Annotated in this window: 22 protein-coding genes and 2 pseudogenes; 14 read left to right on the top strand and 10 right to left on the bottom strand. The window is 64.3% G+C overall.

Annotation, left to right across the window (positions count from 1 at the left end):
- Positions 1–5 precede the first annotated feature (5 nt).
- The 3 genes from biuH (at position 6) to ACTGJ9_RS17855 (ending at position 2,774) form a co-directional block, all read left to right on the top strand.
- Positions 6–689, top strand: coding sequence for a biuret amidohydrolase (gene biuH / locus ACTGJ9_RS17865; protein ID WP_456678107.1), 684 nt, complete (start codon positions 6–8; stop codon positions 687–689).
- Positions 686–2,218 carry an ABC transporter ATP-binding protein gene (locus ACTGJ9_RS17860; RefSeq protein WP_456678106.1) on the top strand — a complete coding sequence of 511 codons (1,533 nt, stop codon included), beginning with the start codon at positions 686–688 and terminating at the stop codon, positions 2,216–2,218. Before biuH ends, ACTGJ9_RS17860 begins: the two co-directional genes overlap by 4 nt.
- Before the next feature lie 70 nt (positions 2,219–2,288).
- Positions 2,289–2,774: a nucleoside deaminase gene (locus ACTGJ9_RS17855; RefSeq protein ID WP_456678105.1), complete on the top strand. Its 486-nt coding sequence runs from the start codon at positions 2,289–2,291 to the stop codon at positions 2,772–2,774.
- Positions 2,775–2,959: 185 nt separating this feature from the next.
- Here ACTGJ9_RS17855 and ACTGJ9_RS17850 read toward each other — a convergent pair whose 3' ends face one another.
- Positions 2,960–4,066, bottom strand: coding sequence for a hypothetical protein (locus ACTGJ9_RS17850; RefSeq protein WP_456678104.1), 1,107 nt, complete (start codon positions 4,064–4,066; stop codon positions 2,960–2,962).
- 73 nt (positions 4,067–4,139) lie between these two features.
- Here ACTGJ9_RS17850 and ACTGJ9_RS17845 point away from each other — a divergent pair, with 73 nt between their 5' ends.
- The 5 genes from ACTGJ9_RS17845 to ACTGJ9_RS17825 all read left to right on the top strand — a co-directional run bounded on the left by ACTGJ9_RS17845 (position 4,140) and on the right by ACTGJ9_RS17825 (position 9,356).
- A complete protein-coding gene (locus ACTGJ9_RS17845) occupies positions 4,140–4,430 on the top strand; it encodes a hypothetical protein (RefSeq protein ID WP_456678103.1) in 291 nt (96 codons plus the stop codon).
- A 219-nt stretch (positions 4,431–4,649) separates the two neighbouring features.
- Positions 4,650–6,221, top strand: a complete 1,572-nt coding sequence (locus ACTGJ9_RS17840) for an ABC transporter ATP-binding protein (protein ID WP_456678102.1) — start codon at positions 4,650–4,652, stop codon at positions 6,219–6,221.
- Positions 6,205–7,296, top strand: coding sequence for an ABC transporter permease (locus ACTGJ9_RS17835; RefSeq protein WP_456678101.1), 1,092 nt, complete (start codon positions 6,205–6,207; stop codon positions 7,294–7,296). Before ACTGJ9_RS17840 ends, ACTGJ9_RS17835 begins: the two co-directional genes overlap by 17 nt.
- Positions 7,283–8,200 (top strand): ABC transporter permease, encoded by a 918-nt coding sequence (locus ACTGJ9_RS17830; protein WP_456678100.1) that lies wholly within the window; start codon positions 7,283–7,285, stop codon positions 8,198–8,200. Before ACTGJ9_RS17835 ends, ACTGJ9_RS17830 begins: the two co-directional genes overlap by 14 nt.
- Before the next feature lie 79 nt (positions 8,201–8,279).
- Complete coding sequence (locus ACTGJ9_RS17825) at positions 8,280–9,356, top strand: BMP family ABC transporter substrate-binding protein (protein WP_456678566.1); 1,077 nt, start codon at positions 8,280–8,282, stop codon at positions 9,354–9,356.
- A 100-nt stretch (positions 9,357–9,456) separates the two neighbouring features.
- Here ACTGJ9_RS17825 and ACTGJ9_RS17820 read toward each other — a convergent pair whose 3' ends face one another.
- Positions 9,457–10,806: an 8-oxoguanine deaminase gene (locus tag ACTGJ9_RS17820; protein ID WP_456678099.1), complete on the bottom strand. Its 1,350-nt coding sequence runs from the start codon at positions 10,804–10,806 to the stop codon at positions 9,457–9,459.
- Positions 10,807–10,958: 152 nt separating this feature from the next.
- On the opposite strand from ACTGJ9_RS17820, the gene ACTGJ9_RS17815 reads away from it, so the two are divergent.
- Positions 10,959–11,786, top strand: coding sequence for an FAD binding domain-containing protein (locus ACTGJ9_RS17815; protein ID WP_456678098.1), 828 nt, complete (start codon positions 10,959–10,961; stop codon positions 11,784–11,786).
- Positions 11,783–14,508 (top strand): annotated as a pseudogene (locus ACTGJ9_RS17810) (molybdopterin-dependent oxidoreductase). The gene ACTGJ9_RS17815 and the pseudogene ACTGJ9_RS17810 overlap by 4 nt, the downstream one beginning before the upstream one ends.
- Here ACTGJ9_RS17810 and uraD read toward each other — a convergent pair.
- From uraD to ACTGJ9_RS17790, 4 genes are all read right to left on the bottom strand, one after another.
- Positions 14,505–15,392 (bottom strand): 2-oxo-4-hydroxy-4-carboxy-5-ureidoimidazoline decarboxylase, encoded by an 888-nt coding sequence (gene uraD / locus ACTGJ9_RS17805; RefSeq protein WP_456678097.1) that lies wholly within the window; start codon positions 15,390–15,392, stop codon positions 14,505–14,507. The pseudogene ACTGJ9_RS17810 and the gene uraD overlap by 4 nt on opposite strands.
- 7 nt (positions 15,393–15,399) lie before the next feature.
- Entirely contained in the window at positions 15,400–16,335 is a 936-nt protein-coding gene (gene puuE, locus ACTGJ9_RS17800) for an allantoinase PuuE (RefSeq protein ID WP_456678096.1), read from the bottom strand.
- A complete protein-coding gene (locus tag ACTGJ9_RS17795) occupies positions 16,336–16,749 on the bottom strand; it encodes a DUF3830 family protein (protein WP_027531871.1) in 414 nt (137 codons plus the stop codon). It abuts the gene before it with no gap.
- A 91-nt stretch (positions 16,750–16,840) separates the two neighbouring features.
- On the bottom strand, positions 16,841–17,119 hold the full coding sequence (locus ACTGJ9_RS17790; protein WP_456678095.1) for a hypothetical protein: 279 nt from the start codon (positions 17,117–17,119) through the stop codon (positions 16,841–16,843).
- Positions 17,120–17,121: 2 nt separating this feature from the next.
- Between ACTGJ9_RS17790 and ACTGJ9_RS17785 the strand changes: the two genes are divergently transcribed.
- Entirely contained in the window at positions 17,122–17,568 is a 447-nt protein-coding gene (locus ACTGJ9_RS17785; protein ID WP_456678094.1) for a hypothetical protein, read from the top strand.
- A 933-nt stretch (positions 17,569–18,501) separates the two neighbouring features.
- Here the strand turns inward: ACTGJ9_RS17785 and ACTGJ9_RS17780 are convergent.
- The 4 genes and pseudogenes from ACTGJ9_RS17780 to ACTGJ9_RS17765 all read right to left on the bottom strand — a co-directional run bounded on the left by ACTGJ9_RS17780 (position 18,502) and on the right by ACTGJ9_RS17765 (position 22,463).
- Positions 18,502–19,851, bottom strand: a complete 1,350-nt coding sequence (locus ACTGJ9_RS17780) for an alpha/beta hydrolase (RefSeq protein WP_456678093.1) — start codon at positions 19,849–19,851, stop codon at positions 18,502–18,504.
- 99 nt (positions 19,852–19,950) lie between these two features.
- Positions 19,951–21,738 (bottom strand): chloride channel protein, encoded by a 1,788-nt coding sequence (locus ACTGJ9_RS17775; protein ID WP_456678092.1) that lies wholly within the window; start codon positions 21,736–21,738, stop codon positions 19,951–19,953.
- Between the two features lie 8 nt (positions 21,739–21,746).
- Entirely contained in the window at positions 21,747–21,941 is a 195-nt protein-coding gene (locus ACTGJ9_RS17770) for a hypothetical protein (protein ID WP_456678091.1), read from the bottom strand.
- A gap of 158 nt (positions 21,942–22,099) precedes the next feature.
- A pseudogene (locus ACTGJ9_RS17765) lies at positions 22,100–22,463 on the bottom strand (MarC family protein).
- A 73-nt stretch (positions 22,464–22,536) separates the two neighbouring features.
- On the opposite strand from ACTGJ9_RS17765, the gene ACTGJ9_RS17760 reads away from it, so the two are divergent.
- The 3 genes from ACTGJ9_RS17760 (at position 22,537) to ACTGJ9_RS17750 (ending at position 24,355) form a co-directional block, all read left to right on the top strand.
- Entirely contained in the window at positions 22,537–23,139 is a 603-nt protein-coding gene (locus tag ACTGJ9_RS17760) for a gamma-glutamyl-gamma-aminobutyrate hydrolase family protein (RefSeq protein WP_456678090.1), read from the top strand.
- Between the two features lie 105 nt (positions 23,140–23,244).
- Entirely contained in the window at positions 23,245–23,817 is a 573-nt protein-coding gene (locus ACTGJ9_RS17755) for a YciE/YciF ferroxidase family protein (RefSeq protein ID WP_456678089.1), read from the top strand.
- A gap of 154 nt (positions 23,818–23,971) precedes the next feature.
- Positions 23,972–24,355: an Hsp20/alpha crystallin family protein gene (locus tag ACTGJ9_RS17750; protein ID WP_200294876.1), complete on the top strand. Its 384-nt coding sequence runs from the start codon at positions 23,972–23,974 to the stop codon at positions 24,353–24,355.
- The last annotated feature ends 8 nt before the right edge of the window (positions 24,356–24,363 follow it).

Below are 24,363 nucleotides of genomic sequence, written 5' to 3'. Positions count from 1 at the left end.
AAATCATGCCCGAGCGCTATATCAAATCCGAGCCTTACGCCTGGCCTTACAACGGCGATCTGCGCCCGCAAAACACCGCGCTCATCATTATCGACATGCAGACTGATTTCTGTGGCATCGGCGGCTATGTCGACAAGATGGGCTATGATCTGTCGTTGACGCGAGCACCCATCGAGCCGATCAAGAAACTGCTCGCCGCCATGCGCAAGCAAGGCTTTCATATCATCCATACCCGCGAAGGCCACCGCCCCGATCTCTCCGATCTTCCCGCCAACAAGCGCTGGCGCTCGCGCCAGATCGGCGCCGGGATCGGCGATCCCGGCCCGTGCGGCCGCATCTTGGTGCGCGGTGAACCCGGCTGGGACATCATCGAGGAGCTTAGCCCCCTGCCGGGCGAACCGATCATCGACAAGCCCGGCAAGGGCTCGTTCTGCGCCACCGATCTCGAGCTGATCCTGCGCGTGCGCGGCATCGAGAACATCGTGCTGACCGGCATCACGACCGACGTCTGCGTCCACACAACCATGCGTGAGGCCAACGACCGCGGCTTCGAATGCGTGTTGTTGCACGATTGCTGCGGCGCGACCGACAAGAGCAACCACGACCATGCGCTGAAGATGATCAAGATGCAGGGCGGCGTGTTCGGCGCCGTCTCGACGTCGGATGCCTTCATCGGAGCCATTTCGTGATCATCGGCGAACCGCCTCCGCCCTCAGGCGCCTTCGGCGTCGATGCCATCGCCATGACCATGCGCTTCGGCGATTTCCTGGCGCTGGACAATGTCGAGCTGAAGGTCCGGCCCGGCTCGTTCCATGCGTTGCTCGGCGAGAACGGCGCCGGCAAGTCAACCCTCGTCAAATGCATCATGGGCTATTACCACGCGACCGAAGGCGACATCCTCGTCGGCGGCCGCGAGCAGGCGATCGCCAATCCGAAGGACGCGCATGCGCTCGGCCTCGGCATGGTGTACCAGCACTTTACGCTGGTGCCGGCCATGACGGTCGCCGAAAACCTCGTGCTGGCGCGCGACGACGTGCCGGCCATGGTGAACTGGCCGAAGGAGATGAAGGAGCTCGAGACCTTCCTGGCGCGAATGCCGTTCAAGGTGCCGCTCTCGGCAAACGTCTCCGACATCTCGGCCGGCGAGCGGCAGAAATGCGAGATCCTGAAGCAGCTCTATCTGAAGCGCCGCTTCCTGATCCTGGATGAGCCGACCTCCGTGCTGACGCCGGCCGAAGCCGATGAGGTGCTTGGCATGCTCCGCGACATGGTGGTCAAGGGCGAGCTGACCATCCTGATGATCACGCACAAGTTCCGCGAGGTTATGGCCTTCGCCGACGAGGTCACGATCCTGCGCCGGGGCAAGCTCGCCGGTGCCGGCAAGGTTGCGGAGCTGACGCCGGACGCGATGGCGCGCACCATGATAGGCGCCGAGGAGCTGACCGTGCAGCCGCCGCGGACCGGCGAAGCCGGACAGGCGCGGCTGGAGCTGGCGAAGATCCGCGCGCTCGACGATGCCGGCGCCATCGCCGTGCATGACGTCTCCCTCACCGTGCGTGCCGGCGAGATCGTCGGCATCGCCGGCGTCTCCGGCAACGGCCAGCGCCAGCTGGTCGAAGTCCTGGCCGGCCAGCGCGAAGCGGAGGATGGCGAAATCCGCGTCGCCGGCGATCCCTATCACGCCAGCCGCGAAGAGATGCGGCGCCACAAGATGTCGCTCCTGCCCGAGGAGCCCCTGAAGAACGCCTGCGTGGGCGGCATGAGCGTCGCCGACAACATCGCCTTCCGCGAGTTCGACCGCGCCCCCTTCGCCAGCGGCGGCTGGTGGCTCAACCGCCGCGCTTTTCGCGACGACGCGGAGAAGAAGATTGGCCAATACAAGATCAAGACCCGCACCCCGGACACGCCGATGTCGGCGCTGTCCGGCGGCAATGTCCAGCGCGCTGTGCTCGCTCGCGAGCTCGGCAGCGACGTCGAAGTGCTGATCGCGGCTAATCCCTGCTTCGGCCTCGATTTCGCAGCCGTGGCGCAGATCCACGCCGAGATCATGGCTGCGCGCAACCGGGGCGCCGCGGTGCTCCTGGTCAGCGAGGATCTCGACGAATTGCTCGAACTGTCCGACAGGCTGGTGGTGATGTTCCACGGCGAATTCGTGTATGAAGCACGAACCAGCGAGGCCGATCTCACCGTGGTCGGCCGGCACATGGCGGGACACTGACTAATCGTTTGAGCGTGATCCTTTCGGAAAGCCGCTGCACAGCTTTCGGGATCATGCTCTGGGAGCATCGATGGACGACGCAGGCGAACGCGACGAGCACTTTTTGCGTTTATCGTTCGCGGTTGCTCGCCGTTCCCTTATCCATGGCAACCATCCCTTCGGCTGCGTCGTCGTCCATGCCGACGGCAAGGTGCTGATCGAGGTCGAGAACGGCTATATGCCGGATCACGACGGCACCGCACATGCCGAGCGCCTCGCGGCCACGGAAGCCTGCCGCACGCTCAGCCGCGACGTTCTGGCGACGGCGACGCTCTATTCCTCCGCTGAACCCTGCGCGATGTGCGCCGGTGCGATCTACTGGGCCGGCATCGGCCGTGTGGTCTATGGCCTCAGCGAGCACCGCCTGCGCGGCGTCACCGGCAATCACCCGGAAAACCCGACGCTCGACCTGCCCTGTCGCGAGGTGTTTGCGAGCGGCCAGCGGCCGACGGAGGTCGTCGGGCCGTTGCTCGAGAACGAAGCCGAAGCGCTGCACGACGGCGTTTGGACGAAGTAGGCGGCCCAGCAATCGCTTCCGTAGGGTGGCCAAGGGCGCGCTCGCGCCGTGCCCACCATCGGAATGCAAGTAGGCGGAGTGATGGGCACGCTTCGCTTTGCCTACCCTGCGGCAGCGTCTCTCCAACACGAATGACGCCGCACATCTCTGCGCGGCGCCATTATTGTAGCTTCGCCTTCAGCCGATCAGAACTTCACAGTGATGCCACCGTAAACCGTGGACTCGGTGCAGCTGTTGGTGCTCTGGCCGGTCGCCGCGACCGTGCAGACGCCGGCCATGGCGTTGTGGTCGAGGCCGAACTTGTTCTGCCAGTAGCGGTAGGCGACCCAGAGGTCGACGAAGTGCGAATACTTGTCACCCCACGCCGCCTTCGAGGCATCGAAGGTCAGGCGGATCGGCTCGCTGTTCAACTCGGTCTTGGACTTGGTGCTGAAAATGCCAGGGCCCGAAAGCGCAGGAAGGCCGTTCGAGTCGCCTTTCGGTCCATACCAGCCGGCGCGGCCGCTGATCGACCAGAACTGCATGTTGGGCGGCAGGAAGCCGAGGTCCATGTAGTAGTTGATTTCGAGGGCCCAGGTCGGGTTGTAGCTGACATTGCCGTCGGAATTACAGGTCACGCCCGCGACGCCTGCACCGAACAGGCCGCACTGGGTGAAGGCGTTGTGGTTCAGGAACTCCCAGTACATCAACGGAGCGACGTTGATATAGCCCTTGTAGGGAAGGTCGAAGGCGAACTGCAGACCGGCGACAACGTCGCGCTTGGCGGGCGCGAGGAAGTTGTTCTCGGTGTTGGCGTCCATACCGACTTCGAACGAGATGTTGTGCAGCGGCCCCATCGTGAAGGCCTTGGTGTTGAACAGCTCGTTCCAGCCGAAGGTCGAACGGAACAGGCCATAGATCTCGGTCGCGCCGGCGCAGTCGCCGACGCCGCCGGTGATGGTCACGCCGGGTGCAGTACAGGGCGAAGCGGGATCGTTATGACCCGACTTGAACAGCGAGATCGTGAAGAAATTAGTGCCATAGGCCCAGAGGTCGAAGTGCGTGAACGAATAGACCTGCTTGGGGGTGGTGCCGTTGATGCTGCCGCCCGGACCGGTGCTCCACATGCCGGGGTCGGTGCCCTTGGGCATCCAGGAGAAAGACACGCGGTCGTCGATCACCAGAAAGAACGGGAGATCAGGCGCCTTCTTGGCGGCCTTGACCGGCAGATCCGCAGCCTGCGCCAGGCCACCGGTGGTGAGCGTAGCAAGTGACAGCACCGCAGCTGCAATTGCTTTGAAACGAAACGACATCCTGAATACCCCCAAATTTGGACACGTAAAAATGAATGTCCCCTTGGCGCGACACTTGCGCCGAAGTCCCAAAGTGAGAAGCCTCAACTTCTTTCAAGGCATGCCGCTTGTTTCGGCAGCGCGCCGCGCTTCACTGCGGAATTTGAGAAGGTTGGTGCCGCACCATCGGCGGCCGATCGACAACGCCGAACACGCCATTGCCGAACATTCCCGTTTGATTCTGTTTGGCTTTTGCATCGACGCGACAGCCCAAGCGCAACCGTCGAATACGGCAATCGTGGTCGCGGCGAAATGCATAAGAGCGATGGCGCGACTTTGCTCAACTTCTCGTCAAGCCTGCACCGCGGGTTCCGATTTGGCTTGAACCGTCACAAATTTGCAACAGCCGCCACGGGCGTCGCGCGACCGCAAGAGCCATGCAAGACGGCCGTTGGAGACGCGTGGTGTCCGGAAACGGTCGCGACTCGCGCGACCGACCTTCTGCCGAAGCGTTAAGCAAGGGATGACGCTTTTTCACACCTTACGCAGCGGTTCAAACTAGCCCACTATTGAGGCACTTCATCCCATGCAAGCGCATCAGCGAATGTTAGATCCGACGCCTAACGGCCTGCATTCCGGCGAGTCCCCGTTGCTCAGGACGGTGGGCCTCACCAAACGCTATGGGGATTTCCTTGCCAACGATTCCATCGATATCGAGATCTGGCCCAAGGAAATCCACGCCTTGCTCGGCGAGAACGGCGCCGGCAAGTCGACACTGGTGAAGGCGATCTATGGGCTGATCCAGCCCTCTGCCGGCGAGATCCGCTGGCAGGACGATCGAATCGTGCTGTCCGGCCCGTCGGAAGCGCGCGGCCTCGGCATCGGCATGGTGTTCCAGCACTTTTCGCTGTTCGACAATCTCACCGTCGCCGAGAACGTCGCGCTTGGGCTCGACGGCACGGAATCCTTCAAGGATATGTCGGCGCGGCTGGAGCAGGTGTCGCAGACCTATGGCCTGCCGCTCGACCCCAAGCGCGAGGTCTGGCAGCTGTCCGTCGGCGAACGCCAGCGCATCGAGATCGTCCGCGCGCTGATACAGGACCCGAAATTCCTGATTCTGGACGAGCCGACCGCGGTGCTGACGCCGCAGGAGGCCGACCAGCTCTTCATCGTGCTGGAGCGGCTCAAGGCCGAAGGCCGGGCCATTCTTTACATCAGCCACAAGCTCGAGGAGGTGAAGCGGCTCTGCGATACCGCCACGATCCTGCGCGGCGGCAAGAAAATCCAGACCTGCAATCCCCGGCTCGAGACCGCCGCCTCGCTCGCGCGCATGATGGTCGGCGGCGAGATCAAGGACGTGAAGGCGGCCGCAGGTCGACAGACCACGATACCGCGGCTGGTCGTCAACGATCTCTCGCTCGCGCCGGAGGAGGCGCACGGCGTGCGGCTCGAACACATCTCGTTCGAGCTGAAGGGCGGCGAAATCCTCGGCATCGCCGGCGTGGCCGGCAACGGCCAGGACGAGCTGTTCGCAGCACTGTCCGGCGAACGGCTGTCGAAGGATCCGGGAACAGTGGTGATCGAAGGTATCGCCGCCGGCCACCTCTCGATCACCAAGCGGCGGAAGCTCGGCGCCGCCTTCGTGCCGGAGGAGCGGCTCGGCCACGGCACCGCACCGCGCATGAAGCTGTCGGAGAATGCGCTGCTCACCGGACACGCCGCCAGCGGCATGGTCAATCACGGCTTCATCGACACTGCCGCCACGCTGAAGACCGTGGACAAGGCGACCGAAACTTTCGACGTGCGCAAGGCCAGGCGCGATCCGGAAGCGGCATCTCTCTCCGGCGGAAACTTGCAGAAATTCATCGTCGGCCGCGAGATCCTGCGTAATCCCGCCGTGCTGGTGGTGAGCCAGCCGACTTGGGGCGTCGATGCCGGTGCCGCCGCCGTCATTCGCCAGGCGTTGCTTGATCTCGCCACCGCAGGCGCCGCGGTGCTGGTGACCAGCCAGGATCTCGACGAACTCGCCGAAATCGCCGACCGCATCGCCGTGATGTTCCACGGCCGCCTGTCGGAGCCGCTCGCGACACGCGACGCCACACGCGAAAAGCTCGGGCTTCTCATGGGCGGCAGCAGCCTGGAGCCGAAGGAGACCGCGCATGCAGCTGGTGCTTGAGAAGCGCACCGAGCGCTCCAACACGATCGCGCTGATCTCGCCGCTGATCGCGATCGGCTTGACGATCGTGACCATGACCATCCTGTTCGCGATCCTCGGCAAGAATCCGCTGCTCGCCCTGCAGGCCTATTTCATCGCGCCCCTGACTGACGGCTATTCGCTGCAGGAGATCGCGGTCAAGGCGACACCGCTGGTGATGATCGCGATCGGGCTGTCGCTCTGCTATCTCGCCAATGCCTGGAACATCGGTGCAGAAGGGCAATTCCTGATCGGCGCCGTCGCCGGAAGCTGGATCGCGGTGAAGACGCAAGGCACCGACGTCGGCGCCTGGGTGCTGCCGGCGATGCTGGTGCTCGCAGCCGCCGCAGGTGCGCTGTATGCGCTGATCCCGGCCATCTGCAAGGTGAAGTTCGGCGCCAGCGAAATCCTCACCAGCCTGATGCTGGTCTATGTCGCCGACCTCCTGCTCGACTATCTCGTGCGCGGTCCCTGGCGCGATCCGAACGGATTCAACTTCCCGACGACGGCCGAGTTCGATCCGGTGGCGACTGTGCCGCTGCTGATCGAAGGCGGCCGGCTGCATCTCGGCTCGATCATCGCGCTGCTGGTGGTTGCGGCGGCTGCGATCCTGCTCGGACGCACCATCAAGGGATTCGAGATTCGCGTCGTCGGTGCCGCGCCGCGCGCCGCACGGTTCGGCGGCTTCAACGCCAACCAGCTGATCATCCTGACCTTCGCGCTGTCGGGCGCGCTGGCTGGCGTTGCCGGTATCATCGAGGTCGCCGGTCCTGTCGGCCATCTCCAGCCCGGCATTTCGCCCGGCTACGGTTTCACGGCGATCATCGTCGCGTTCCTCGGCCGGTTGAACCCGGTTGGAATATTAATTGCAGGCCTTTTTCTCGCATTGACCTTTATCGGTGGCGAGCAGGCGCAGATCGCGATGAAGATACCGTTGGACGTCACCAAGGTTTTCCAAGGCATCCTGCTGTTCTACGTGCTCGCCTGCGATTCCCTCATTCTCTACCGCTTCAAGCTGGTCTTCCCGAACCGTCAGGTGGCCCGTGGAGCTGGTTGAAGCCATCATCCTGTCGGTGCTCGCCGCATCGACACCGCTGCTGATCGCCGCAACCGGCGAGCTCGTGACCGAACGCTCCGGCGTACTCAACCTCGGCGTCGAGGGGATGATGATCGTCGGCGCAGCCTGCGGCTTTGGCGGCGCGTGGCTGACGGGCTCGATCTTCGTCGGCGCGCTGTTCGGCATCGTCGCGGGCACGCTGATGTCGCTGATCTTCGCGCTGATGGCGCTCGGGCTCGCCGTCAACCAGGTTGCGACCGGGTTGGCGCTAACCATTCTCGGCGTCGGCCTGTCCGGCCTGATCGGTGCCGGCTTCGTCGGCGAACGCATTACGCCGGCGGCGCATCTCGCCATTCCCGGCCTCACCGGCATTCCGCTGGTCGGGCGCGTGCTGTTCGGCGAAGACGCCTTCGTCTATTTCTCCATCGCACTCATCATCGGCGTCTGGTGGTTCCTGTACCGCACACGCGCGGGATTGATCCTGCGCGCCTGCGGCGACAATCATATCTCCGCGCATGCGCTCGGTTATCCCGTGCTGCGCATTCGCACCCTCGCCGTCATGTTCGGCGGCGCCTGCGCCGGGCTTGCGGGCGCCTACCTGCCGCTCGCCTACACGCCCTTCTTCATTCCCGGCATGACCGCGGGCCGCGGCTGGATCGCGCTGGCGCTGGTCGTGTTCGCATCCTGGCGCCCGGGCCGGCTGGTGGTCGGCGCTTATCTGTTCGGCGCGGTGACGATCCTGCAACTGCATGCGCAAGGCTGGGGCGTCGGCATTCCCTCGCAATTCATGTCGGCACTGCCTTATCTCGCGACCGTCATCGTGCTGGTTCTGCTCTCCCGCGCGCGCACCGGCGGCTCGACTGCCCCGGCCGCGCTCGGCACCGTGTTCGTGCCTGACCGCTAGAGTTTTGATGTCCGCGGCGTGCGCGATGGGGCGCACACGTGGCGGATCGTGGCTTTCCCCAGATGTTTGGAGATTGATGATGAGGAAATCACTTCTTGCGCTGGCTGCCGGCCTTCTGCTTGCCGGGAGCATCGGTGCAGCCTCCGCTGCCGACAAGCTGAAGGTCGGCTTCATTTACCTCGGCCCGATCGGCGATCTCGGCTGGACCTATCAGCATGAACTCGCCCGCCAGGCGCTGGTGAAAGAACTCGGCGACAAGGTCGAGACCACCTATCTCGAAAACGTGCCGGAAGGACCCGACGCCGAACGCGCCATCGAGCAGTTGGTCCGCGCCGGCAACAAGCTGATCTTCACGACGTCGTTCGGCTACATGGACCCGACGCTGAAGGTCGCCAAGAAATATCCTAACGTGCATTTCGAGCACGCCACCGGCTACAAGCGCGACAAGAACATGTCGACCTATTCGGCCAAATGGTATCAGGGCCGCTACATTCAAGGCCTGATCGCGGCCAAGATGTCGAAGTCCGGCGTGCTCGGCTATATCGGCTCGTTCCCCATTCCCGAGGTCGTCTCCGGCATCAACGCGACGATCCTCGCGGCGCAGACCATCAACCCGAACATCAAGGTCAAGATCATCTGGGCCAACACCTGGTTCGATCCGGGCAAGGAGGCCGACGCCGCCAAGGCGCTGATCGACCAGGGCGCCGATATCATCATGCAGCACACCGATTCGCCCGCCGCGATGCAGATCGCCAGCGAACGCGGCAAGCTCGCTTTCGGCCAGGACTCCGAGATGATCAAGTTCGGACCCAAGACCCAGTTGACCTCGATCCTCGATACCTGGGGCTCCTACTACATCGAACGCGTCAAGGCCGAACTCGACGGCACCTGGAAGTCGGAAGACACCTGGGGCGGTCTCGACAGCCACATGTTCGCGATGGCGCCCTATACCAATATGCCTGACGACGTGAAGAAGATCGCCGAGGATACCCAGGCGGCAATCGCCGCGGGCAAGCTGCACCCGTTCAAATGCCCGGTGATTGGGCAGGACGGCAAGGAGATCGAGTGCAAGGGCGGCGCCAATCTCGCCGACGGCCAGATCCTCGGCATGAATTTCTACGTGAAGGGCATCGACGATAAGCTGCCGGGCAAGTAGCACGCTTCTTGCATCACCTAAATCACCTGCTCCTCCCGGAGGAGGTTCGGAGGGGGTGGCCAGAAGCACCCGGCACTTGTGGTCGCTCCCTCCTTCTATTTTACCCCGCCTGCATCCTCCGCGCCGCGGAACTGTGCCGGCGGATAAGGTCCGGCGCGTCCAGTCCCGGAATCGCGCCATCGACCACGGCCCAACTCCCCGCCACCATCACCCGATCGGCCCGATGCGCCCCGCACAACACCAGTGCAGCCAGGGGATCGCCGTGGCCGGAGAAGCGCAGCTCGTCCAGCCTGAACAGCGCGAGGTCGGCGGCCTTGCCGACGGCGATCTCGCCGAGGTCCGGCCGACCAACACACGCTGCCGAGCCCTTGGTAGCCCAGCGCAGCGCATCCTTGTGGCTGACCCTGGTCACGCCGTAGCGCGCCCGCTGCAGCAGGAACGCGGCCCGCACCTCCTGCATCAGGTTCGATCCATCGTTGGAGGCCGAGCCGTCGACCCCGATGCCGATGCCGACGCCGGCTTCTTCCATCTCGCACACCGGACAGCAGCCGGAGGCCAGCAACTGATTGCTGCATGCACAATGACTGATTGTGGTCTTGGCCTTGCCGAGTCGCTTCATCTCGTCGGCGTCGAAAAAAATACCGTGAGCGAGCCAGGTTCGCGCATTGAGCCAGCCGCATTGCTCGAGATAGTCAAGCGGACGGCAGCCATACATCTGCTGGCAGAACTTGTTCTCATCCTCGGTCTCGGCGAGATGCGTGTGCAGGCGCACGTCGAGCTTGTCGGCAAGATCGGCGGTGGCGCGCATCAGCGAGGTCGTTACCGAGAACGGCGAACAGGGCGCAAGCGCGATCTGCACCATCGCCTCCGCACCACGCTGGTGATATTTTGCCACAACACGCGCGCTATCGGCGAGGATCGTATCCTCGTCCTGCACGACGCTATCCGGCGGCAGGCCGCCGTCGCGCTGCGACAGGTTCATCGAGCCGCGCGTCAGCAGCACGCGCACGCCAAGTCGTTTTGCGACGCCAACCTCGATGTCGACGGACTCTTCGAGCCCCGCCGGGAAGACGTAATGATGATCGGTCGTGGTGGAGCAGCCCGACAGCAGCAGCTCGGACATCGCCAAGGTAACGCCGAGCTCCAAGGATTCCGGCGTCATCCTCGCCCATACCGGATAGAGTGCCTGCAGCCAGGGGAACAGTTCGCGGTCCATGGCCGCCGGCAGCGCCCGCGTCAGCGTCTGATAAAAGTGGTGATGGGTGTTGATGAGACCCGGCAGCACGACATGTTCGCTTGCATCGAACACCGTGACATCTGCGGTCGCAGGCGTGCCGCCCGCCGCCACGAGCTCGATGATGCGACCATCTCTCACGACGATTCCGCGCCCGGCACCATCGGCGAGAATGGCCAGGGGATCCCTGATCCAGATCGGCTTTGCGTCGCTCATGATCCTGTTTCTCCTCGCCTCGTTAACGAATGGCCTGCAAGGCAGAGGCCACCCCGAGAACGTTATTGCTGCGACTTGTTGTTGCCAGTTGGCGCTGGTCTTGCAAGACTTTCCGAGAGAATAATGCGTTCAGTGGAGGCGTTGGCGCAGCCATGGACTTGAATACCATCACAGCGGTCGCCCATCCGCAAACGCGAGCGCAATTGCCCGCTTGGACGCCAGGTGATGCTTGGCTTGCGGGCGGCACGTGGCTGTTCTCGGAGCCGCAAGTCCACCTCACGCGGCTGATCGATCTCACCGATCTGAAATGGCCGGCGTTGACGATCACCGAGAGCCATCTCGGCATCGCCGCCACCTGCACGATCTCGCAACTCGATGCGCTCACCTGCCCCACCGACTGGCTCGCGGCACCGCTGATCAGCCAATGCTGCCGCGCTTTTCTCGCCTCCTTCAAAATCTGGAAGACGGCGACGGTGGGCGGCAATGTCTGCATGTCGCTGCCGGCAGGACCGATGATCTCGCTTACCGCCGCGCTGGACGGCGTCTGCACGATCTGGAAAGCCGGCGGTGGCGAGCAGAAGATTCTCGTCGTCGAATTCGTCACGGGCAACCAGCGCAACCGCCTGTTGCCTGGCGATCTGCTGCGGCGGATCGACATTCCACTTGCCGCACTGAAGCGACGCTCCGCGTTTCGCCAGATCTCGCTCGCGCCGGTCGGCCGCTCCGCGGCCCTTCTGATCGGGAGCTTTGACAGCGCTGGCGCGCTGAAGCTGACCGTGACCGCATCGACCGTGCGCCCCATCCAATTGTCGTTTCCAAAGCCGCCCGATGCGAACGCGCTCCGCACGGCAATAGCCGAGGAGATCACGGATGATCTCTATCACACCGACATTCATGGCAAGCCGCTCTGGCGCAAGCACATGACGCTGCGGCTCGCAGAGGAGATACGCGCCGAGCTCCTGGGTACAACGTCGCCATGAGTTTCGAGGTCAATGGCACGACATTTCCGCAAACGCCACGTGCCGGCCAGTGCTTGCGCACGTTCCTGCGCGAGCTTGGCCATTTCGGGGTGAAGAAAGGCTGCGACGCCGGCGATTGCGGCGCCTGCACCGTGCTGCTCGACGGCGAGCCTGTGCATAGCTGCCTGATCCCGGCCTTTCGCGCGGAGGGGCGCGTTGTCACCACGATCGAAGGTCTCGGCGGCGAGCATGGCGCGCACCCGATGCAGCAAGCCTTCCTCGACGCGCAGGGATTCCAGTGCGGCTTCTGCACCGCCGGCATGATCCTCACCTGCGCCTCGCTGAACCAGGCGCAGCGCACCGATCTCGGCGCCGCGCTGAAGGGCAACATCTGCCGCTGCACCGGCTATCGCGCGATCGAGGATGCGATCCACGGCAAGACCAATGTCGAGGCGAGCGTCGAAGCCGGCGGCGCGTTCGGCGCAGCCTGCCGGCCCCCGCAGGGCCGGACGTCGTCCGCGGCACGGCGCGCTACACGTTTGACACGGAAATCGACGGCCTGTTGCACATCAAGCTGCTGCGCTCGCCGCATGCGCACGCAAGAATTGTCGCGATCGACAGATCGGCGGCGATGACGGTGCCTGGCGTGCACGCGGTCCTGACGCACGAGGACGCGCCATCGGTGCTGTTCTCGACGGCGCGGCACGAGAAGGACTGGATGGACCCCGAGGATACCCGCATCCTCGACGACGTCGTCCGCTTCATCGGCCAGAAGGTCGCCGCCGTCGTCGCCGAAAGTGAAGGCGCGGCCGAGGAGGCGTGCCGACGGCTGAAGGTCAGCTACGAGATCTTGCCTGCGCTGATCGATCCCGAACAGGCAATGATGCCGGGCGCGCCGCTCGTGCATCCAGATCGGACCAGCGCGAACCGCGTTGCCGACGCGCGGCGCAATCTCGTCGCGGAGACGCATGGCGAGTTCGGCGATGTCGCCTCGCCGCTCGCCACATCCGCCGTCACCTACGAGGCTACCTTCCACAGCCACCGTGTGCAGCACGCCGCGCTGGAGACCCATGGCGGCCTTGCCTGGCTCGACGATGCAGGCGTGCTCAACGTCCGCACCTCGACGCAAGTGCCGTTCCTGACCCGGCGTGCGCTCTCGGACATCTTTGAGCTTCCCATGGACAAGGTCCGTGTGTTCTGTGAGCGCGTCGGCGGCGGCTTTGGCGGCAAGCAGGAGATGTTCGTCGAGGATATTCTGGCGCTCGCCGCGCTGAAGATCGGTCGGCCGGTCAAGCTCGAGCTCACCCGCGAGGAGCAGTTCATCGCGACGTCGACGCGGCACCCGATGCGAGTCCACATCAAGGCCGGCGCCGATGCCGATGGCAGGCTCACCGCGCTGCAGCTCGACGTGCTCTCCAATACGGGCGCCTACGGCAATCATGGCGGCTCCGTGATGTTCCACGCGGTCTCCGAATCCATCGCCGTCTATAACTGCCCGAACAAGCGCGTCGACGGCTTCGTCGTCTACACCAACACGGTGCCGGCCGGTGCGTTTCGCGGTTACGGCTTGCCGCAGGCATTGATCGCGGTGGAAGCTGCGATCGACGAGCTGGCGAGACAGCTCGGCATGAGTCCCTATGAGATGCGCCGCCGCAACATCATCAGGCAAGGCGATCCCATGCTGTCGCCGCCTGAATCCGAATACCACGACGTGCTCTATGGCTCCTACGGCCTCGACCAGTGCCTGGACCTCGTCGAGCGCGCGATGCAGGCGGATGGCCCGCAGCCCGAGCTGTCGGGCGAATGGCTGACCGGCGACGGCGTCGCGCTGACCATGATCGACACCGTGCCGCCCGCCGGCCACATCGCCGATGCGATGATCGCGCTCAACGACGATGGCGGCTTCGATCTCACCGTCGGCACCGCCGAGTTCGGCAACGGCACCAGCACCGTGCACCGGCAGATCGCCGCGACCGTTCTCGCGACCACCGTCGACAGGATCCGCCTGCGCCAATCCGACACCGCCCATAGCGGCCACGACACCGGCGCCTATGGCAGCACGGGCATTTTCGTTGCCGGCAAGGCAACGCACGCCGCGGCCGTGCAGCTTGCGACCGAATTGAAGGCGGCCGCCGCCAGCGCATGGCTTTGCGATGCCGGGACTTGCACGCTCGAAGGCGAGTTCGTGGTCAGCGGCGTGCGGCGAATGTCCTTTACCGAGCTGGCGAAGCTCGCGCGCGAGACGGGTCGTCCGCTCGCGGCGCACGGCAGTTCCGAGGGAACGCCGAGATCCGTCGGCTTCAACGTGCAGGGCTTTCGCGTCGCCGTGAACAAGGGCACCGGTGAGATCAGGATTGTCAGGAGCGTGCAGGCGGCGGATGCGGGCGTCGTCGCCAATCCCATGCAGTGCCGCGGCCAGGTCGAGGGCGGCGTTGCGCAGGCCCTCGGTGCGGCGCTCTACGAGGAGATGGTGATCGATGCGAGTGGCCGCATCACCAATCCCAAATTCCGCGATTACCATCTGCCGTCCTTCGCGGATGTGCCGCGCACGGAAGTGTTGTTCGCCGAGACATCCGACACGATCGGGCCGTTGGGGGCGAAGTCGATGAGCGAGAGCCCGTACAACCCGGTCGCCGCCGCGCTCGGCAATGCGATTGCCGACGCCACCGGCATCCGCTTCACCGCAACGCCGTTCAAGCCGGACCGGTTGTTTCCGGCGCTGCTCGACAAGTTCGGCGACTAACTGCCGCGGTACGTCGAATAGCTCCAGGGCGTGACCAGCAGCGGTACGTGGTAGTGCCCTTCCGGCTCGCCGATCGCAAACCGCAGCGGGATCTCGTCGAGGAATGGCGGGTCGGGAAGCTGCACGTTGCGCTCGGCGTAGTATTTGGCGACGCTGAAGCGGAGCTCGTAGCGGCCGATCGGCAGCGGACGTCCGCCGATCAGCGGCTGGTCGGTGCGGCCGTCAGTGTTGGTCACTGCGCGCGCGATCACGCGGCTCTCGCCGAGATCTGCGAGCTCGACCAGTTCCACTGCAATTCCAGACGCAGGCTTGCCGGCATGATTGTCCAGCACATGGGTCGAGAGCCGGCCGTGCACTTTCAGCCTGTCGTCGGCGATGACGAGCTGATCGAGCCGCAGCGCCGAGATGCGGCCGATCTCCTCGATCGCGCGGCGCGTCTCGGTCTTCGCAATATTGCCCAGGCGCTTCTCGATGTCGCTCAGCACGGAATCCCTGGTGTGACGGCGCACGCAGACGATGTAGGGGAAGCCGAACTTTTCGCGATAGGCGTTGTTGACGCGTTCGAACGCCGAATATTCGGCGTCCGACAGCCGGTCGAGGCCGGCGCTGTTCTGCTCGTCGGTCGATTCCGCCGTCAGGCCCGCCGCGCGCTGGGTTTTGTTGGCGAGATCGGGATGCGCCCGGATCAGCGCCAGCTGGACATCGGGCTCGGCAGCCTGTATCGCCGCCATCAGCGCGGCATGCAGCTGGTTGACGCCGGCAAACGGCCGCTGCGCCGCGAGCTGCTCGGCGATCCACGGCGAATATTCGACGACATTGGCGAGCGCGGCGACGAAGTCGGCCTTGCTTGCAGCGTTGAGCTCGGCGAGCGGGATCTGCGTCATCTTGACTTTATCCGATCTCGAACGCATCGACAGCAAGATGCGCGTGCCTGTCGTGCCAATGCTGCGCGATCTGCAGCCGCGTCGGCACCCAGACGCGCTCGTGCTTGCCGATGTAATCGAGAAAGCGGATCAGGCCCGCGGCGCGGCCGGGCCGGCCGGCGAGACGGCAGTGCAGCCCCACCGACATCATCTTCGGCGCGCTCTCGCCTTCGGCATAGAGCACGTCGAACGCATCCTTCAGATAGGTGTAGAACTGCTCGCCCTCGGCAAAGCCCTGCGGATTGATGAAGCGCATGTCGTTGGCGTCTAACGTGTAGGGAATGATGAGCTGCTTGCCCTTCGCGCCCTTGATCCAATAGGGCAGATCGTCGGCATAGGAATCGCAGAGATAGAGGAAGCCGCCCTCCTCCATCAGCAGACGGTTGGTGTTGATCGAGGAGCGCCCGGTGTACCAGCCGAGCGGCCGCGAACCGGTCGCCTCGGTATGGACGCGGATCGACTCGGCAATCTCGGCCCGCTCCTGCGCCTCCGTCATGTCCTTGTGCTCGATCCATTTCAGGCTGTGGCTCGCTATGTCCCAGCCGGACTCCTTCATCGCAGCGACAATATCCGGATTGCGCTTCAGCGCGGTGGCGACGCCGAACACGGTGATCGGCCACTTCCGCGCGTCGAACATCCGCCACAGCCGCCAGAAGCCGGCGCGCGAGCCATATTCGAACATCGATTCGATATTGGCGTGACGCTGGCCGGGCCAGGGCTGTGCGCCCAGCACGTCGGACAGGAACGCTTCCGACGCGCGGTCACCGTGCAAAATGTTGTTCTCGCCGCCCTCCTCGAAATTGACGACGAACTGCACCGCGACCCGCGCGTTGCCAGGCCATTGCGGATGCGGCGGATTGCGGCCGTAACCGCGGAGATCGCGCGGGTAGCGGGCGTCGGTCACTCAGACTTCCTCGAAGCGGATCGGCAGAGCGCCCTTCCACAGCACGCTCTTGCCCAGCGTCGCGAGATTCTCAAGGCCCGAGGTTACCGTGATGAAATGATTGCCGGCGAGTTGGCCCATCTTGCTGGCGAAATGCACGCCGCCATAGGCCATCAGGATCTCGGTCTCGCTGATGCCGCCGGGATAGAGGATGATCTGCCCGGGCGCGGGATAGCTTGTGTGGTTCTCGTAGCCGACGCCGAAGTCGAGATCGCCGAGCGGCATCCAGACGCCTTCGCCGCTCCAGCGCACATGGATGATGTGGCTCTCGAACGGCAACGCCTTGCGGAACGCCGCGACGGTCTTGGGCGCCGCCTGCTCCTCGAAGCGGGCGTCGAAGGTGAAATCGCCGGCGCGGATAACGAGTTTGCTCATCTCATCTCTCTGGATCGGGGACGGTGGCCCCACGGGGAACTTGCAAGCAAAGAGCATTCCAATGGGGTTCGCGCAAGTGGCGCCCGTCCCCTCACCTCCGGTCGTAAGACCAGCCGAACAGGCCGCTCCGCCGCACCTCCGGCTCGGGCTCTGCAGCCGGTGCGGGCGCCTCCTTCAGTTCCGCCTGCGGCGAGGGTGGAGGCGGCGCCGGCAGGTTCTCGCACTTCATGGAATAGACCAGCTTGCCGTCCGCCGTGCGTCCGATCGGCGCGCAGGGGTCGGGATGCGCCGCCGAGGTCTTGGGAGCAGGTTTCACCTGTGCCACAGCCGGCGAGGCGATCAAAAGCAGGACCAGCAGAAGTTTCGACATCGTTGTCGCGCCTGAAACCTTCATTGGCTCCATTCAACCGGAATGCGCCGGTCAAGTCCATCGGGTCCGGCCCGGCGATTGCCGAATATTTAGCCGGGACCAAAAAAATTGCTCGCCTCATCGTGAAGCCGGCGACAGTGACACTCGGCCGGACGCATCGCCATGTGAGCGTCAGCGACGCGCAGAAGAGATCGTCCTCAGCGGGAAGCGTCGTCACGGGAGAAACAACCATGCAGAAGACTCTTGCCATTCTTGGCGCCGCGCTGATCGCCGCAATCACCATCCAGACCGCCGCAGCGAGCGACCGCCATCACGCCCGCAGGGCCCAGCCTGCTCCCATCACCCAATCGGTGCGCGACTCCAATGCAGCCATGTGGCCATCGCAGCCGACCATCCCCGATTGGTCGCGCTATGCCAACGGCGCGATGTCGGCGCCTGCGGGGAGATGATGTTGGAGAATAGAGCGCGGTTGCGCCAACTCGTCATTGCGCAGCCAAGCAATCCAGAGTCCTTCCGCGGAGAGAGACTGGATGCTTCGCTGTGCTCGCAATGACGCCGTGTGAGGCGACGGCTTTGTTCTTTCGGTTTGTATTTTGAATCGCAGACGCGCCTTCTCGCCCTCGCGGCGCATTTCGCCCGAGCTTTGCTTGATCTCTCCACCCTCTTTATCCAAGAGGGCGCAGGGAAGGCCGGGTGCCGGCTGGCACCCACGGTCCGCTGTGCGCGTGTAGCGCAATAGGAAATTGCACAGCGGCATACAGGTGAAGCCGAACACACGGCCTTCCTGCGCAGTGGGTTGACGGTTTATGCCGTGCTCTCCCGGGAGCCGAGTTCGTTCTGGCCTCCCTCGCCTCGCAGATTAGCGATGCGGTTAACCCGGTTGGGCGCTCCGCACCTCCGCGAAAGCTTGACCGTAGCGACGACGGCCAGGACCACACGGTTTTGCCGTACGCGCTCAGCGCCGTCCGTCTACACGCGGCCGCGGACTCACAGGGACTACCCGCCCTGCCCGCACCTCTCGTGCCGACGCTGCCGCGTCCACCGCAACCCGGCTCTCGATCAGTGACGACGTACGATCGCCCCTCAAGGTCGAGCCGGGATGAGCGACATGTACGCCATTTCCGAATTTCGGTAAAGAAGAATGTTTTTGCCGGGAGGGATTGACAGGCGTGCAGGTGTTTTGCCCGTCGCCGTCGATCCTCAGTACGGATTGTAGTAACGCGGGCCGCCATAGTAGCCGTAGCCGGGACCATCATAGCGCGGGCACGTGAGCCAACGCATCGACCGACGACGCCGGGATCGATACCACTCTTGGGATTCAACGCGACTGACGCGTCCTTTTCCTCACGAGACATCAACTCGCGTGACACCACGCACGACCTCTAGGACCGATAGCTCCAGTATTTCCGGAGCGCATCGCCTGCGGCCTGGAGGTCGAAGCGCTGGTCGGGGGCGAGTTGCTGCACGATCAAATTGAACATGTCGTTCAGGATCGAGCGCTTCTCGCCGAAATAGGAATGGTGCAAGCCGACCAGGCTGGTGTCGACCAGCGATGCATCGATCGCATCGATGCCGTCGACGATTGTCAGGGCATCGCCGGCCTCGCCCGCCCGGGGATAGCCGTGCACGAATTTCGAGGCCAACAGCGCGACGTCGCGCGACGAGGCATAGAGCGTGACGCGTGCGGCGCAACCCTTGAACTTCGCGGCGAGCTGGACGAAGCGGTCGCGATCGATATCGGGCGCGGCAAAGATAATCTGACCGAGTTTTGCGGCGCCGGCCGGCAGCTGCCAGGAGGTGGCGCGTTCGAGCGTGTTGATCACCGCGCGATTGCCCATGCTGTGGGCGATGATGTGAACTCTGCCGGCCGCGATTTCGCCGACCGCGAGCTGGAGAAACGCCTCGAAATGATCGCGCGACCAGTCGATCGTGCTCTCGTCTACCGTGTACTTCCTGGTGTCCGCCGCCGACGCCCAGCTATACAGCAGCGTCCGCCCTGCGAATTTCAGATCCACCGCAAGCTGCCCGGCCCGCCGCGCCGCGTCCTCGAACGTCACGTTGTAACCGTGCACGAAGATCAGGACATCATGCTCGTCCGCCGCGGCAAGCGAGTCCTTCAGGCTGGTGACGAAAGCGTCCCGGCCAAGCGCGCCGACGCTTTTAAGGATCACATGCTTTTCCGGATTGGCCGAGAATTCGAGATGCCACCAGCTCGGACCGGTGAGTGCGCCGAGGTCGCGGCCGCGCGTGGGCACGCTGACCTCCGCGATTCCCAGGGACAGCGCGCCGCGCGTGCCGCCAAAGTAATGCGCCGGCGTGTCGTCGCCCCGGGCGCGGTCGGTGCCGTAGAAGATTGGGATAGTGATAACGCCGGTCGTCTCATCCATGGTCGGCCGGGCTGTATCCGGGACGACGGGCGGCGACACCCGGCCGCGGCGGGTCACGGTCTCCCTGGTGGCCACTGGCGCTGCCAGGTCTGCCATCACGCGTTGGACAAGCTCCATGGCCGGCGGCTCCGCCAGCAGCCGTACGACCAGCAGGTCGAGCGACCGGCGAAGCTTGTCCGGATCTTCGCCGCGGCCGGCGCGCGCGGCGAGCTCCTGCAACTCCTCGCCGAAAGGCGGCCATTTGTCGCCCAGCAGATCCTTCAAACGGGGCCCGAGTTCGAGCAAGGCAAGCAACAAGCGAAGCGTGTCCGGCATCGCACGTCCCTCGTCGCTGAATGCGGTCAAGACACCAGCCCTGCCGCCCGTTTCTAGCCTAGAGGTTGTGAACGATCTGGCAAGTCCGCTTTGCGTGCCAGCGTCAACTTGCCCGCGGCGGCACGTGCTCTACGACAACGCGCCCAGCACGCCGCGCGTGGCCTTGTCGATTTCCTCGACATAGCGGCGGCGGGCAAAGGTCTCGGTGAGGAAGCCGACGACCTTGCGGCTGTCGGTGGAATCGACCACCGCCAGCATTTCGGCCTCGGCCTCGTCGAACACCGCCATCGCGCTCTTCACGTTCATTTCCGGGATCAGAACGATCTCGGTCAGGCGCGCGAGCTCGACGATCTGGATATCGTCGGCGATGGCGTCGAGGTCGCTGGAGAACAAATCGGGCAGCAGGACGAGGCCGACATATTCGTCAGTATTGTTGACGATGACGATGCCTGGCCGAGATCCCAGTGGAAATTCGCTTCGGGTCGCAGCGATCGTCGTGCTCGACGGCACCTTGGCGACGTCGGAGCGCATCAGGCGCTCGACGGTGAGGTTGCGCAGCCAGCCGACGTCGTTGGCGCTGCGGATGGTCTCGCCGCGCAGATGCAGGCGCCAGGTCGAGAAGGAGTGACCGAACATGAAGCGGACGCAGATCGAGGTGACGATGCAGCCGGCCAGCACCACAGCGGTGACGTCGACATTGCGCGTCATCTCGAGCACGAGAAACGACATGGTCAGGGGACCGCCGACGATGGCGACGCCCAAAGTCGCCATGCCGGTCAGCATTGCCACCAGCGGATCGATCACGAAGTTCGGGCTAATCAGCAACAGCACCGCGGAGAAGAACTTTCCGATCAGGCTGCCGACGAACAGCGAGGCGAAAAAGAGACCGCCGCGGAAACCGGATGCCAGCGAGATCAGGCAGGCCGTCACTTTCAGCGCGATGATGATCGCGATCAGGCCGATGGTCATGTCGTGGAAGAGATCGAGCACCATGGCGCCGTGGCCCGCCGCGAGCACCTGCGGCGTCACGATGGCGAAACCGCCTACGATGAGGCCGCCGATCACGGGGCGCAGCCAGACCGGCAACCATTTGAATAGCCGCTCGAACATCGAGGACGAGCGCATCACCGCGATGCCGACGCCGCTGGTGACGAGCGCGAGCCCGATCAATGCGAGATATTGCTCGATGCCGACCGCACTGACCTTGGGGATTTCGAGCGAGTAAGGCGCGCCGCCGAGCCATTGCGCGGTCAGCGCGCCTGCGAGCGAGGCCGCCAGGATCGGCGCCGCGCTGCCGACCGAATAGACGCCGACGATCAGCTCGCAAGCGTAGAACGCGCCGGTGATCGGCGCGCCGAAGGCCGCTGCGATCGCCGCCGCAGCGCCGCAGCCGACGATCAAGCGGAGGTCGTTGCGGCGGAGATTGAAGAATTTTCCGAACAGCGAGGCGATGCCGGAGCCGATCTGGGTGTAGCCGGCCTCGAGGCCGACCGAGGCGCCGCAGCCGTTCGAGATCAGGGTCTGGCTCGACACCACCACGCTGTCGCGCATCGACAGATTGCCACCGCGCAGCGCGTTGGCCTCGATCGGGTCGACCGCGCTGGAAATCTTCAGCCGTCGGCGCCACCATTCCATGATGCCGAGCACCAGGCCGCCGAGCGCCGGTGCGATCATTGCCGCCCAGGGATTGATATGGGTGTTGGCGGAGAGGCGCACGTCGATCGGGATGCCGTAGATCACGACATGGGCGATCTGCGCGATCTCGGCCATCAACGTCACGATCGCGCCGGCCAGCGTGCCGATCACGAGCGCCAGCGGGATCAGGTAGAACTCGTTGCTGCGCAGGAGTGCGCGCAGCCGGACCATGGTGCGGTTCGTGCCCTTGCCGTCGACGAGATATCTGATCCGCGCGAACACCGCCTGCCCTAACCCTCCGACATGCCGTAGCCGGCCATGCGCTGGCGAACCTGTTCGGCGCTCGACAGCAGCGGCGGTTCGCCGACCTGGAGGCAGCCCTGATACGGCCTGGTGCCCGAAGTGCCCTGGTTGATGCCGAGCGCTTTCATGCAGCGGCAGGCGTCGATGATGGCCTGTCCCTTGTCGAGTTCGTCCGCAATCATCGACCTCTCGATTTCATCTCGACCTTCTCGGCGACGGGCGTTTGTTAGACCCGAAGTACGTCAAAGCAATATGGCAGCGCAAGCGAAAGCGGACCTGTTCAAGCACCGTCGTGCCCGCGGGCCCGCCAAGCCACGAATTGCCTTGTAAAATCAATAGATTAACAGATTGCCGCAGCCCCAACGAGACACCAGGCCAGGCTGTCCCGGACGGCCGCAATCCCGTTGATCACGAACTGCACCGAATAGGCCGCGAGCAGCATGCCGAGGACGCGCGACAGCACGGCATTTCCGGTGCGCCCCAGCGTCCGCACGATCAGGCTCGCCGAAACGAAACAGGCGATGCAGAGCAGGCAGACCGCGATCACGATCAGGATCGAGGCCGCGATGAAAGGGCACGCAGCGCGACCGTGTGCTTGATCTTGTCGGGCATGCCACCGGTCGCGGCCAGGAATGCCGGCACGAGCCAACCGGATCGATGACCAGCAGACGCGTCACGAACGCAGAGAGGGCGAAATTGATCATGCACGCGTCTCCTGGTGCAAGTCCGCAAACCCAGCGCCACAACAAAATTAACCGCCCACGAACGGAAAAGGCGATGCTGCTCAAGAGCTCAGATGGCCTCTTCGTCGGCGGAGGGCAGACCGACGTCCATCCCTCCCGCTATGGACAAACGGCGGACGAAGCACGCGACGGTCCGTTCGATGAATTCCGCGACGAGGTCGCGCTCCATCTGATCCCGCGCGCGCTGGCGCGCGGCATCCCCGCACTTTTCGTCTGCCGTGGAATCCAGGAGTTGAATGTTGCCTTCGGCGGGACGCTCGCGAAAGAGCCGGACGATTTGCCGGAAGAGAAACGTCACGGCACGCCCAAGGCCGGCAATGAGGATGCCCGCTATCGACTGCGGCGGAAGCTGACGCTACGCGCCGGAGGCGTGTTGCAACAGATCTGCGGTGCGGAGGCCATCACGGTGAATTCGCTGCACAGCTTCCTCATCGCTGATCTTGCACCAAACCTGATCGCCGAGGCGGTAGCCGAAGACGGCGCGATAGAGGCTCTCAGCGTCGAAGGTGCGAGCGCCTTTGCGCTCGGCACGCTTTTCCATCCGGACTACCGGGCAAGCACGCGGTGCGGCAATCCGTGCCCGGTCTGGTCTGAGGCCCCCTCGCGCGGGCAGCGCGCGCGGCCTGGCCGGGCGTAGAAGCGGACGGGCGCCGGAAAATGGGAACCTTTGGCCTCCCCGCGTCTTGATCGCGCGAGGATAGAGGAAGGAGGTGCCTTCCCGTTCACCTCGACAGGAGGATTTATGGCCAAGAAAGCGAAGAAGCGCGCAACCAAGAAATCGTCGTCGCGCGGCGCGCGGTCGCGCCAACCCCAGAAAACGCTGAACGACCTTTTTGTGGAAACACTGAAGGACATCTATTTCGCCGAGAACAAGATCATCAAGACCCTGCCCAAGATGGCGAAGGCTGCACAATCAAAGGATCTGGCCGCCGCGTTCAACAAGCATTTGCGCGAGACCCAAGGACAGGTCAAACGGCTGGACCAGATCTTCAAGATGCTGGGCAAGCCCGCACGCGGCAAACCCTGCGAAGCCATCAACGGCATCGCCGACGAGGGCGCCGAGATCATGAAGGAGTTCAAGGGCGCCCCGGCGCTGGATGCGGGACTGCTTGCGGCCGCCCAGGCGGTCGAGCATTACGAGATCTCCCGCTACGGCACACTGCGCACCTGGGCCGAGGAGCTCGGGATGCAGGACGCGGCAAGGCTGCTCCAGGCCACGCTGGACGAGGAGGAGGCGACCGACCACGCGCTGACCGAGCTCGCGACCTCCGTGATCAACCTCGAAGCCGAGGAAGAGCAGCGTCAAGCGGCCTGATCCGCGCCCGCTTCCAAGACGGGACGCCGCGGCACCAGCCGCGGCGTTTGCATTCCGACGATCGCATGATGGCGCATGGCACGCCCGCGATGCCGGGCTGGAATTCACGGGAACCGGCACCATATGAACACCTTCCCAGCCCCGAGCCCGTACCATGCAACCCAAAAATCCCTTTGACTGGATGCTGTCCGAAGCCCTGGACCAGCTGACCCGCGGCGAACGGCTGCGCCAGCAGTTCGGCCGTCAGGAAGCCTGTTGGGAGCCGCCGATCGACGTGCTCGAGACCGAGCATGAGCTCCTGATTCTGGTCGCGCTTCCCGGCGTCAATCCGGACAATGTCGAGACCGTCATCCATGACGGCGTGCTCGTCATCTCCGGCCAGCGCACGCTTCCGCCGGAGCTTCGCAACGCCCGCATCCACCGGCTCGAGCTGCCGCAGGGCCGCTTCGAGCGGCGCATCGCGCTTCCCCTTGGCCGCTACGCCATCAGCCGCTTCGTGATGGACGGCTGCGTCGCACTGCGCCTCGCCAAATCCTGAGGTCGATC

Source organism: Bradyrhizobium sp. RDM12 (assembly GCF_051917485.1).
Classification (GTDB): Bacteria; Pseudomonadota; Alphaproteobacteria; order Rhizobiales; family Xanthobacteraceae; genus Bradyrhizobium.
The sequence above is the reverse complement of the archived record's forward strand: the minus strand, read 5'-3'. Positions and strand labels throughout refer to the sequence as shown.

Bases quoted from the DNA above. Each gene is read 5' to 3' on its own strand.
- biuH (WP_456678107.1), top strand. From the start codon at position 6: ATGCCCGAGCGCTATATCAAATCCGAGCCTTACGCCTGGCCTTACAAC.
- ACTGJ9_RS17855 (WP_456678105.1), top strand. From the start codon at position 2,289: ATGGACGACGCAGGCGAACGCGACGAGCACTTTTTGCGTTTATCGTTC.
- ACTGJ9_RS17850 (WP_456678104.1), bottom strand. From the start codon at position 4,066: ATGTCGTTTCGTTTCAAAGCAATTGCAGCTGCGGTGCTGTCACTTGCT.
- ACTGJ9_RS17840 (WP_456678102.1), top strand. From the start codon at position 4,650: ATGTTAGATCCGACGCCTAACGGCCTGCATTCCGGCGAGTCCCCGTTG.
- ACTGJ9_RS17835 (WP_456678101.1), top strand. From the start codon at position 6,205: ATGCAGCTGGTGCTTGAGAAGCGCACCGAGCGCTCCAACACGATCGCG.
- ACTGJ9_RS17825 (WP_456678566.1), top strand. From the start codon at position 8,280: ATGAGGAAATCACTTCTTGCGCTGGCTGCCGGCCTTCTGCTTGCCGGG.
- ACTGJ9_RS17820 (WP_456678099.1), bottom strand. From the start codon at position 10,806: ATGAGCGACGCAAAGCCGATCTGGATCAGGGATCCCCTGGCCATTCTC.
- ACTGJ9_RS17815 (WP_456678098.1), top strand. From the start codon at position 10,959: ATGGACTTGAATACCATCACAGCGGTCGCCCATCCGCAAACGCGAGCG.
- uraD (WP_456678097.1), bottom strand. From the start codon at position 15,392: ATGACGCAGATCCCGCTCGCCGAGCTCAACGCTGCAAGCAAGGCCGAC.
- ACTGJ9_RS17795 (WP_027531871.1), bottom strand. From the start codon at position 16,749: ATGAGCAAACTCGTTATCCGCGCCGGCGATTTCACCTTCGACGCCCGC.
- ACTGJ9_RS17790 (WP_456678095.1), bottom strand. From the start codon at position 17,119: ATGTCGAAACTTCTGCTGGTCCTGCTTTTGATCGCCTCGCCGGCTGTG.
- ACTGJ9_RS17770 (WP_456678091.1), bottom strand. From the start codon at position 21,941: ATGATTGCGGACGAACTCGACAAGGGACAGGCCATCATCGACGCCTGC.
- ACTGJ9_RS17760 (WP_456678090.1), top strand. From the start codon at position 22,537: ATGCTGCTCAAGAGCTCAGATGGCCTCTTCGTCGGCGGAGGGCAGACC.
- ACTGJ9_RS17755 (WP_456678089.1), top strand. From the start codon at position 23,245: ATGGCCAAGAAAGCGAAGAAGCGCGCAACCAAGAAATCGTCGTCGCGC.
- ACTGJ9_RS17750 (WP_200294876.1), top strand. From the start codon at position 23,972: ATGCAACCCAAAAATCCCTTTGACTGGATGCTGTCCGAAGCCCTGGAC.